9 protein-coding genes and 1 pseudogene are annotated in these 9,744 nt (G+C 70.8%); 5 read left to right on the forward strand and 5 right to left on the reverse strand.

The window, feature by feature from the left end; translation table 11 throughout:
• The 5 genes and pseudogenes from DW299_RS08470 to DW299_RS08490 all read left to right on the forward strand — a co-directional run.
• A partial coding sequence (locus DW299_RS08470) for a hypothetical protein (RefSeq protein ID WP_205814356.1) occupies positions 1 to 920 on the forward strand: 920 nt, incomplete at its 5' end.
• Between the two features lie 71 nt (positions 921 to 991).
• A pseudogene (locus DW299_RS08475) lies at positions 992 to 1,685 on the forward strand (phosphocholine cytidylyltransferase family protein).
• Between the two features lie 81 nt (positions 1,686 to 1,766).
• Positions 1,767 to 2,750: a hypothetical protein gene (locus tag DW299_RS08480; RefSeq protein ID WP_240745353.1), complete on the forward strand. Its 984-nt coding sequence runs from the start codon at positions 1,767 to 1,769 to the stop codon at positions 2,748 to 2,750.
• A gap of 90 nt (positions 2,751 to 2,840) precedes the next feature.
• On the forward strand, positions 2,841 to 4,430 hold the full coding sequence (locus DW299_RS08485; RefSeq protein WP_206253148.1) for an acyl-CoA carboxylase subunit beta: 1,590 nt from the start codon (positions 2,841 to 2,843) through the stop codon (positions 4,428 to 4,430).
• Positions 4,427 to 4,675 (forward strand): acyl-CoA carboxylase subunit epsilon, encoded by a 249-nt coding sequence (locus DW299_RS08490; protein WP_240745354.1) that lies wholly within the window; start codon positions 4,427 to 4,429, stop codon positions 4,673 to 4,675. The genes DW299_RS08485 and DW299_RS08490 overlap by 4 nt, the downstream gene beginning before the upstream one ends.
• Positions 4,676 to 4,696: 21 nt before the next feature.
• Here DW299_RS08490 and DW299_RS08495 read toward each other — a convergent pair whose 3' ends face one another.
• The 5 genes from DW299_RS08495 to DW299_RS08515 form a co-directional block, all read right to left on the reverse strand.
• Complete coding sequence (locus tag DW299_RS08495; RefSeq protein WP_240745355.1) at positions 4,697 to 5,929, reverse strand: ROK family transcriptional regulator; 1,233 nt, start codon at positions 5,927 to 5,929, stop codon at positions 4,697 to 4,699.
• A 216-nt stretch (positions 5,930 to 6,145) separates the two neighbouring features.
• On the reverse strand, positions 6,146 to 7,165 hold the full coding sequence (locus DW299_RS08500; RefSeq protein WP_240745356.1) for a DUF962 domain-containing protein: 1,020 nt from the start codon (positions 7,163 to 7,165) through the stop codon (positions 6,146 to 6,148).
• Positions 7,162 to 8,397, reverse strand: a complete 1,236-nt coding sequence (locus DW299_RS08505) for a sensor histidine kinase (RefSeq protein WP_136036327.1) — start codon at positions 8,395 to 8,397, stop codon at positions 7,162 to 7,164. Before DW299_RS08505 ends, DW299_RS08500 begins: the two co-directional genes overlap by 4 nt.
• The gene (locus DW299_RS08510) at positions 8,387 to 9,046 is read right to left on the reverse strand and encodes a response regulator transcription factor (RefSeq protein WP_136036328.1); all 660 of its coding nucleotides are present in this window, start codon (positions 9,044 to 9,046) and stop codon (positions 8,387 to 8,389) included. Before DW299_RS08510 ends, DW299_RS08505 begins: the two co-directional genes overlap by 11 nt.
• 41 nt (positions 9,047 to 9,087) lie before the next feature.
• Positions 9,088 to 9,744, reverse strand: a 657-nt coding sequence (locus DW299_RS08515) for a class I SAM-dependent RNA methyltransferase (protein ID WP_446724793.1), incomplete at its 5' end; no start/stop codon positions are given.

Raw genomic sequence — 9,744 nt, forward strand, 5'->3', positions numbered from 1 at the left:
CGCCGGCCTGTCGGGGTCGCGCGGGTGTGCGCGCTGCCGTGTTCCTCGCCGCCGCGAGTCGCGCCGCATCGGCGCTGCGCGCTGCGGGCGCCACGGCTGAAGCATCAACGCTGCCCTTGGGTGTCGGCTCCACCACGACCTCGAGCGACGCGGCGGCATTTTCTGCGGCCGCCTTGGCCGGTGCCGCCGTTGCGCTGACGCTCTTCGCCGATGCGGAGGTCTTCGCCGCCGCCTTCGACGCCGCAGCCTTCGATGCCGTGGCCTTCGATGCCGTGGCCTTCGATGCCGTGGCCTTCGATGCCGTGGCCTTCGATGACGAGGCCTTCGATGCCGTGGCCTTCGATGACGAGCCCTTCGCTCCCGCGGCTTGCGATGCTGTCGTCTTCGCTGCCGTGGCCTTCGCTGCCGTCGTCTTCGCTGCCGCAGCCTTCGATGCCGTGGCCTTCGATGACGAGGCCTTCGATCCCGCGCCTTGCGATGCTGACGTTTTCGATGCCGCCGTCTTCGCGCCCGTGGGCTGTGGCGTCGCGCCGCTCTCGTCGGCGCTCTTCTTCACCGCCGCCCCGCCCGTCGCCTTCTTCACGGTGGTGGTGCTGCGGCGAGGCGCACGCGGCTTCTTGGCCGCGGTCGCGGCGGTCGCCTTCTTCGCGCTCTCCGCCGCTGACGCACTCGCGTCGGGCGTTCCCGAAGGGGTCTCGTTCGTGTCCACCTCGGCGGTGCGGTCGTCAGGGGAGGAAGTCACCGTCCTACGGTATCAATGGGCGGCTTCCAGCCAAGGCCCCACGCGACAATCCGACATCCGGACCGCAACGCGAGGAGGAATGCAAGGGGGTTGCCGAGGCTGTGCGTTGCGTGTGTACTCGGTCACGAAATGGCAACAGGGACCTCTGGGCCCCGGGCTTCCCAGGCGGAATCGCTAGCATGATTCCCGGCACGACGAAGTGTCTGGTCGGTGAACCGGCCGTGAACACAACTTCCTTTAGGAGCACTCGTGACTCTTCAGACCGTCATCCTCGCAGCCGGCATGGGCTCTCGACTCGGCCGCGCGCTGCCCAAAGCCGCTGACCGAGCTCAACGACGGCCGCACGATCATGCGCCAGCAGCACGACAACATCCGCGCCGCCTTCGGCTCTGACGCGCGCATCACCACCGTGGTGGGCTATCGCGCCGAGACGATCATCGAGGCGTTCCCCAACGTGAACTACGTCCACAACGACCGCTACGACGAGACCAACACGTCGAAGAGCCTCCTTCGCGCGCTCGGCGCCACCGGCCGCGGCGGGGTGCTCTGGATGAACGGCGACGTCGTGTTCGACCCGATGATCCTCGGCCGCGCGGTGGAGTACATCGAGCGCGACCAGTCGTTCGTGACCGTCAACACCGCCAAGGTGAGCGACGAAGAGGTCAAGTACACGGTCACGGCCGAGGGCTACATCAAGGAGCTGTCCAAGACCGTCAAGGGCGGGCTCGGCGAGGCAGTCGGCATCAACTACATCTCGTCCCGCGAGAAGAAGGCGTTCATGCGTCAGCTGCAGCGCGTCGAGGACCAGGACTACTTCGAGCGCGGCCTCGAGCTCGCGATCGCCGAAGACGGCCTGCTGCTCGAGCCGATGGACGTCTCGGACCTCTACGCGGTCGAGGTCGACTTCGCAGAAGACCTGGAGCGCGCGAACCTCTTCGTCTGATTCCACGACACCGAGAGCCCCTGTCCCCCGCGGACCGGGGCTCTCGGTGTTTTCGCGGTGGAATTCCGTAGGATCGGCGCCATGGCCCCCAAGGTGCACAAGATCCACTCCCTGCCGGATGACGCCCCGTGGGACAAAGGCATCCCGCCGACCGGCTCACCCGAACACCCGATGATGGTGCGCGGCCTCGACCGCGTTCTCTCTATCCAGCGACCGCTCGTCCTGGCGCACATCCGGAGCATCCGCCTTCGCCACCCGCACGCCACGCCCGCGGAGATCATCCGCATCCTGGAGCGGCGGTACCTCGCGGCGGTCACGGCCGGCGGCGCCGCCGTCGGTGCGACCGCGGTGGTCCCCGGGATCGGCACCGGCGTCACACTCGCGCTGTCCGGCGTGGAGACGGTCGGTTTCGTGGAGTCGACGGCGCTCTTCGCGCAGTCGGTGGCCGAGGTCCATGGGATCGCTGTCGGGAACCCCGACCGCGCGCGGGCGCTGGTGATGACGTTGATGCTCGGCAAGGAGGGCGTCGACCTGGTCGGTCAGCTGGCGGGACAGATCGCGGGGCGCGGGGTCAGCCGCTCGGCGTACTGGGGCGAACTCGTGACCAAGTCGCTGCCTCGTGCTGCCGTCGGCCCGCTGGTCGATCAGTTGAAGAGCATGTTCGTGAAGCAGTTCGCGGCGAAGGGCGGCGCATCCTTCGTCGGCAAAGCCATGCCGTTCGGTATCGGCGCGGCGATCGGCGGGGCAGGCAACCACCTCCTGGGCCGCCGCGTGCTGACGACCTCACACCGGGCGTTCGGGGCAGCCCCCGTCGATCTTCCCTCGGAGCTGGAGCCGGTGCCGGGTGCGGAGAAGCTGGAGCTGCGCATGCTCCGCGGTGCCCGCTACGCCGGCAACGCGGTCGCGGGCGCAGCCGGAACGGTCGCTCGTGGAGCGGGCTGGGTGGGCCACCGCGTGGGCGAGGTCGCGGGGCGACGTCGCGGGGACGCGGTCGCGGAGCTCGACGAGGGCGAGGGCGACCACAGCCTGCCCGAGCGTCCGGGTGCGGACACCGCCGAGCGGTGACGGCAGGGCGCGCACCTCACCAAAGGATCGCCCGACCCGTTGTGCCGAGCATCCAACGGACGCGACGACGGCGACGCTAGGGTGGAATCCGTGACGGACAAGCCCGACCTCTTTACCACCGCCGGCAAGATCGCGGATCTCCGCGCCCGCTACACCGAGGCCGTCGTCGACGCCGAGGCGAAGGCGAAGGAGAAGCAGCACGCGAAGGGCAAGATGACCGCCCGCGAGCGCATCGAACTCCTCGTCGACCCCGGGAGCTTCGTCGAGTTCGACGAGTACGTGCGCCACCGCACGACCGCCTTCGGCATGGACCGCTCGCGCCCCTACGGCGACTCCGTGGTCACGGGCGTCGGCACCATCCACGGGCGCACCGTCGCGGTCTACTCCCAGGACTTCTCGACGTTCGGCGGCTCGCTGGGCGAGGTCGCGGGCGAGAAGATCGTCAAGATCATGGAGTTCGCCCTCGCCGGAGGCATGCCGTGCATCGGCATCCTCGACTCGGGTGGCGCGCGCATCCAGGAGGGCGTGGTCGCGCTCGGGAAGTACGGCGAGATCTTCCGTCTGAACACCCGCGCGTCCGGCGTGATCCCCCAGATCTCCATCATCATGGGCCCGGCCGCGGGCGGCGCCGTGTACTCCCCCGCGCTCACCGACTTCGTCATCATGGTCGACAAGACCAGCCAGATGTTCGTGACCGGTCCCGACGTGATCAAGACCGTGACCGGCGAGGACGTCGGCATGGAGGAACTGGGCGGCGCCTACACGCACAACACGCGTTCGGGCGTGGCGCACTACCTCGCGGAGGACGAGGACGATGCGATCGACTACGCGCGCACGCTCCTCGGCTTCCTGCCCGACAACAACATGGCGGAGCTCCCCTCGTACGAGAGCGCGTTCGAGTTCGAGACCACCGACGCCGACCGCACGCTCAACACGATCGTCCCCGACTCCCCCAACCAGCCGTACGACATCCACACCGTCATCGAGCACGTCGTCGACGACGGCGACTTCCTCGAGGTGCAGCCGCTCTTCGCGCCGAACATCGTGATCGGCTTCGGCCGCATCGAGGGACGTTCCGTCGGCATCATCGCCAACCAGCCCTCGCAGATGGCGGGGACCCTCAACATCGAGGCGGGCGAGAAGGCCAGTCGCTTCGTGCGGTTCTGCGACGCGTTCTCCATCCCGATCGTGACGCTCGTGGACGTGCCCGGCTACCTTCCCGGCACCGACCAGGAGTGGACCGGCGTGATCCGCCGCGGCGCCAAGCTGCTGTACGCGTACGCGGAGGCGACGGTCCCGCTCGTCACGGTCATCCTGCGCAAGGCGTACGGCGGCGCCTACATCGTCATGGGATCCAAGCAGCTCGGTGCCGACGTGAACCTGGCCTGGCCGACCGCCGAGATCGCCGTCATGGGCGGCCAGGGCGCCGTCAACATCCTGTACCGCGGGGAGATCAAGAAGGCCGAGGAGGCCGGGGAGGACGTCGCCGCGGTCCGGACGCGACTCGCGAACGAGTACACGTACAACGTCGCATCCCCCTTCCTCGCCGCAGAGCGGGGTGAGCTCGACGGCATCATCGAGCCGGCCAACACCCGGGTGTCCGTGGCGAAGGCCCTGCGCGCTCTGCGCGGCAAGAGGGCCGAGCTGCCGCCCAAGAAGCACGGGAACATCCCGCTGTGACGGCGCAGGACGCTGTGGCGGAGGGCACGGCAGCGGCCCCTCCGATGCTCGAGATCACCCGGGGCACGGCGACGGAGGAAGAGCTCGCCGCCCTCATCGCCGTGATCGGAGACGCCTACGCCACCGAACAGGCGGAGGCGACGGTCGACGAGCCGCGCGTCTCCGCGTGGGAACGCACGCAGCGCCCGCTCCGGCGTCCCCTGCGCCGCGACATCCCCTGGGGCCGCTTCTCCGGCCGAGGCTGACGGGCTCGGCCGGAGGCACGTTCACCGGCCGAGCAGCAGGTCGGACGTGCGCGGCGTGAGCATCGAATCGAGAACGACGCACGCCGCGCCGACCGCACCGACGTCGTCGCCCACCACCGTGCTCTGCACCGGGAGCGCCCGGACGGCTCGCGTCGCGCTGGACCGCGCGAGCCGCGCGGCGACCTCCGGCAGCGACAGGTCGGCGAGGCGTCTCCAGAACGGACCGCCGAACACCACCCGGTCCACGTCGAGCAGGTCCGTGAGCACGAGCGTCAGCGTCGCCAGGTGTTCGGCGGCACGCTGCACGACAGCCCCCGCCGACGCCTCCCCGGCCGCGGCCCTGACACACAGTTCGGTGAGGCTCGCGTCGAGTGCGGCCCTGTCCCCGGGGCGCCGACCTCCGGCGAGAACCCCGAGCTGCTCCGCCCGTTCCACGATCGCCTCGGGGGTGCACACCACGTCGACGCAGCCCCGCGAGCCGCACGCACACCTCGGCCCCTCCGGATCGACCACGATGTGCCCGATCTCCCCGAGGTTGCGGGTGCTGCCACGCACCGCCTCGCCGTCTCGCACCACGGCGGCGCCGAGGCCGGTACCGAGATAGAGGAACACGAACGAGTCGTCGGACGGCCCGCGCCGCGTCCACAGCTCGCCGACAGCCGCTGCCGTGGTGTCCTTCTCCAGCACGACCGGCAAGGCGATCGCGGCCGCCAGATCGTCCTGCAGTGCCACCCGGTGCCAGCCGGGCAGCTTGGGAGGATCGATGACCGTGCCCCGGGTGGCGTCGAGCGGTCCCGGAGCAGCCACGCCCACCCCCGCGATCCGCTCGCGCGGCACTCCCGAGCCCTCGACGAGCTCCTCGATCTGCGCCGCGAGATCGGCCAGGATCAACGACGGGGCCTCAGCGGGCGTCGCCATGCTCGACCGCCGCACGACCTCCCCGGCGAGGTCGAGCAGCACGAAGGTCGTCACCGCTGGATCGAGGTGCACGCCGACCGCGAACCTGCTCTCCTCCACCAGCCGCAGCATGACCCGCGGCTTGCCCGGTCCGCTGATGGTCCGACCGGCTTCCCGGATGAGCCCCTCGTCGAGCAGCCGGCGCGTGATGTTCGTCACGGTCTGGGCCGAGAGCCCGGTGACCTGCGCCAGCTCGATACGGCTCAGCCCATCGACCGCATGCCGGACCGCCTCGAGGATGACCGACTGGTTGAAGTCGCCCATCCGCGGAAGGTTGGTTCCCCGCCGTGTACCCATCGTTCGATGATCCTCCTCACGCGTCGCTGCGCGTGTCCCCCAAAATACCTACAGACAAGGTGTTGACGACCCCGCAGACTGAAGGGGACGCTTCGCGTTCGGCTGGTCTCTCTGTCCCAGGGTAGACAGACGCTGATCGGCCACCAGCGGACGGTTTTCGGGTAACTGTCCGCACGGCGAGGGGCAGGCGATATCGCCGCCCCTCGCCCACTCTCCTCACGACCGCCGTGCGGGCTCGCTGCCCGCCTCGCGCACGATCTCGTGCCACAGGTCGACCGAGTCGTCGTCCGCTGCACGCCGTCCGGCACGACCCACCACGGTGACCGCCACCAGGGGGTCCTTGGCGGAGCGGATGATGATGCGGCCGGTCCCCGCCGAGCGCAGCACCTGCGCCAGCTCGTCCCGGATCTCGATCCGTCGATCCTCACCGATGCCGTCCAGCCCGCCCTCGTCGAACACCGTCACCGATGCACCGCGTCGACGGGCGGCCTCGATCGCATCGCGGACGTCGTCATTCAGCAGGTCCGCCCCGCGCAGCTCGTCGCGCAGCCGCCCCTCCGCCAGTCGCGCCTCCAGCCGCTCGTCCTCGTCCAGCGCACCGCGCGTCGCGACGACCCGACTCAGCACGGGCCCGGCGACGGCGAGGGCGAACTGCGTGCGCAGTCGCCGCTCCCGCTGCCGCACGCGCTGCGTGGCGTGCCAGGCCGACACCGCCTGCTGGATCTCGGAGAGCCGCTCCGTGTCCCTGACCGCCCTGTCCCAGAACATCACCAGGAGCTGCGCGACCACCACCCACATGATCGAGCCGACCACGCCCAGGTTCAGAGCGACGCCGACGCCGAGCGCCGCGGACGCCGTGGCGACCAGGATCGCCAGGGCCGACCACCCGATGACGGGTCGCCGCCGGACGACGCACACGACGGCCAGCAACCCGAGGCCGCCGATGTACCACGTGGCGAACGGTGCCGTACGGTCGGCGGGGTCGAGGGACACGGTGACCAGGATCGGGATCACCGCGGTCGCCGCCAGCGCGAGCAGCGACGTCCACAGCGGCATCCGCACGGTCGCGGGATGGCCGAGGATCGCGACGGTGACCACCGCGAGGAACAGTCCGATACCGAGCACCATGAGCAGCGGGGCCGTCGGCTGCTCGATCCACCAGACACCGCGCGCGACGAAGTACAGCGCGAAGCCCACGGCCAGCGACGTCGCGACACTGCGCACCGTCCGGTTCACGAGCGCTCCCATCCGAGCGTGACCGTCGTGCCGTCCTCATCCGACACGATCTGCGCGGTGCCGGCGACACCGGCCATGCGCGCGAGGATCGATGCGCGGATGCCCAGCCGGTCGGGGCCGATCGCGTCGACGTCGAAGCCGGGGCCGTGGTCGGAGATCGTGACCGCGATCCCCTCGTCGCCGTGGCCTTCCGCGACGATGTGCAGTCCACGTCCGTGCGCGTGCGTCACCGCGTTGCCGATCGCCTGCCGCGCCGCGAGCACCAGTGCTCTGGCGGCACGTCCGGGGATGAGGCCGATGCCTCCGCGCTCCTCGACGATGGCGTCCGCGCCGAGCTCCGACAGCGCCCGGCGCAGCTCGACGACGATCTGTGCGGTGCCGACCGGTTCGTCGCTGCCCTCCTCCGCCACCGCGGCCTCCGTGTTGGCCAGCCGCGTCAGCGCCTCCCTGGCCATCGCGACCGCGAGCTCCTGTGCCCTCTCCCCGTCCGCACGCTCCGCGGCGATCAGCGCGGCGAGCACGCTGTCGTGCATGAGCGCCGACATCGCCACCCGCTCCTCCTCCGCGGCGGCCGCGGCGGCCGCAGTGGCGTAGGACGCCACCGCCGTGCCCCTCGCCTCGTCGACGCCTCCCGCCACCGACCGGAACATCCAGCCGAGCGACACGATGACCACGCCCAGGATCAGCGTGAACGACACGTCGAACGCGGTCGTGACCCAGAACTCGCGCGAGAACCCGCCCTGCACCAGCCGGACGTAGCCGTACACGAACGGCACGCCCACCGCCCACGCGAACTGCAGCCGAAGCGGGAAGGCCAGCATCGCGGCGACCACCCCGACGTTCACCAGGAAGAAGATCCAGGGCTGCGCGCCGGCGACCTTGTCGGCGGGATCGACGACGACGGGCCACGCGGCGAGCGCGACCACGTAGACCACCGCGAAGATCCCCGCGGCGACGCGTACCGCGCGGCCGACCAGGCACGCCACGAGCATGACGATGAGCGGGACGAAGACGACCACGAGCAGGAGCATGTGCGGCACATCGGCCCTGGACAGGGTCGCGATCGCGGCGATGAGCGCCTGCACGCCGAGCACCGCCGAGCCCAGCGCCACCACGATCGCGAGGATCCGCTCCATCCGCTTCGACGTGAAGCGCTCGAAACCGCTCTCCACGCTGCCGGGAGACGGGATCTTGCTCCAGGCGTCGCGGACGCTGAGCGGCTCAGTGGGCACTCGGCGCCCCGTCGGCGGCCACGATGCCGTCCTTCATCGCCCGTCGCAACAGGTCGACCTTGGTGGGGGCGGGCCGCCCGACCTCGACGTACTTGACCCGGATGCGGGTGATGTTCTCCTTCGCGGTGGAGTAGGCGACGCCGAGCCGCTCGGCGACCGCCTTCAGCGGCAGCCCCGTGGCATACAGCCGCAGGACCTCGCGCTCTCGCGTGGAGAGCTGGGCATCCGCGAAGGCCCGGTCGCCGTCCACCGCGCTCGCCCACTCGACATTGTTCAACGCCTCGCCCTGGGCGACCGTGCGGATCGCGTCGAGCACGTCGTCGAGGGCCGAGGACTTGCTGACCACGCCGGCGGCACCCGCCGCGAGCGCCTCCCGCACCGCGGCCGGCCGGTCGGCGACGCTGTGGATGACCACGCTCGCCCCGTCTGCCACGAGCGAGGTGACGTTCTCGGTCACGGTCGTCCCGTCACCGAGGGTGAGGTCGAGCACCACCACGTCGGCGGGCGGCACGACCGCGCTGGACCGCCACGTCAGATACGACCCCACCGTGCTGCCGGAGAACACCACGGTCTGCCCGTCGCGGGCGAACGCGGCCTCGAGACCGAGGCGGACGGACTCGTGGTCGTCGATGAGGGCGACGGTGCTCATGCCCACAGCCTACTGAGTCCCGCTCGCGGGTCGCCGCGCCGTCAGCGGGTGAGGAGCGCGACGACCTCGAAGTGATGCGAGTGCGGGAACAGGTCGAAGCCGCGCAGCGTCCCCACCCGCCACCCGAGCTCGCGGAACGTGCCGAGGTCGCGGGCGAGCGCCACCGGGTCGCACGCCACGTACACGACCGCCTCCGGGGCGAGCGCGTGCACACCCTCGACGACCGCGCGACCCGCACCGGCGCGCGGCGGGTCGAGCACCACGGCGCCCGTACGACCGCGGCTCGACGCGCCGGAGAGGAAACGGTCGACCCTGGCGGTCACCGCCGACACCTCGACCGGAGCGAGATTGACCTTGGCGTGCTCGGTCGCCCGCCTGCTCGACTCGACGGTGACGATGTCGGTGCCGCCCAGATCCGCCAGCGTGCGGGCGAACAGTCCTACCCCGCCGTACAGGTCGTAGTGCGTCGCACCCGGGTCCACGCGCCCGTCGAGCAGCCCGTAGACGGCGGCGTCGAGCACCGAGGCCGCGCGCGGATGCACCTGCCAGAAGCCGCCGGCGTCGACCTGGAACACACGGTCGCCCACGCGCTCGTGCACGACCTCGGGCGCGGGTCGGCGGCCTCGGCGCGGAGCCCGCCGCTCGGACTCGGGGTGACGCAGCACCCGGACCTCGCCGTCGGCCGGCTCGACGAGCTC

This window comes from Microbacterium sp. K35 (assembly GCF_004794375.1).
Lineage (GTDB): Bacteria > Actinomycetota > Actinomycetes > Actinomycetales > Microbacteriaceae > Microbacterium > Microbacterium sufflavum.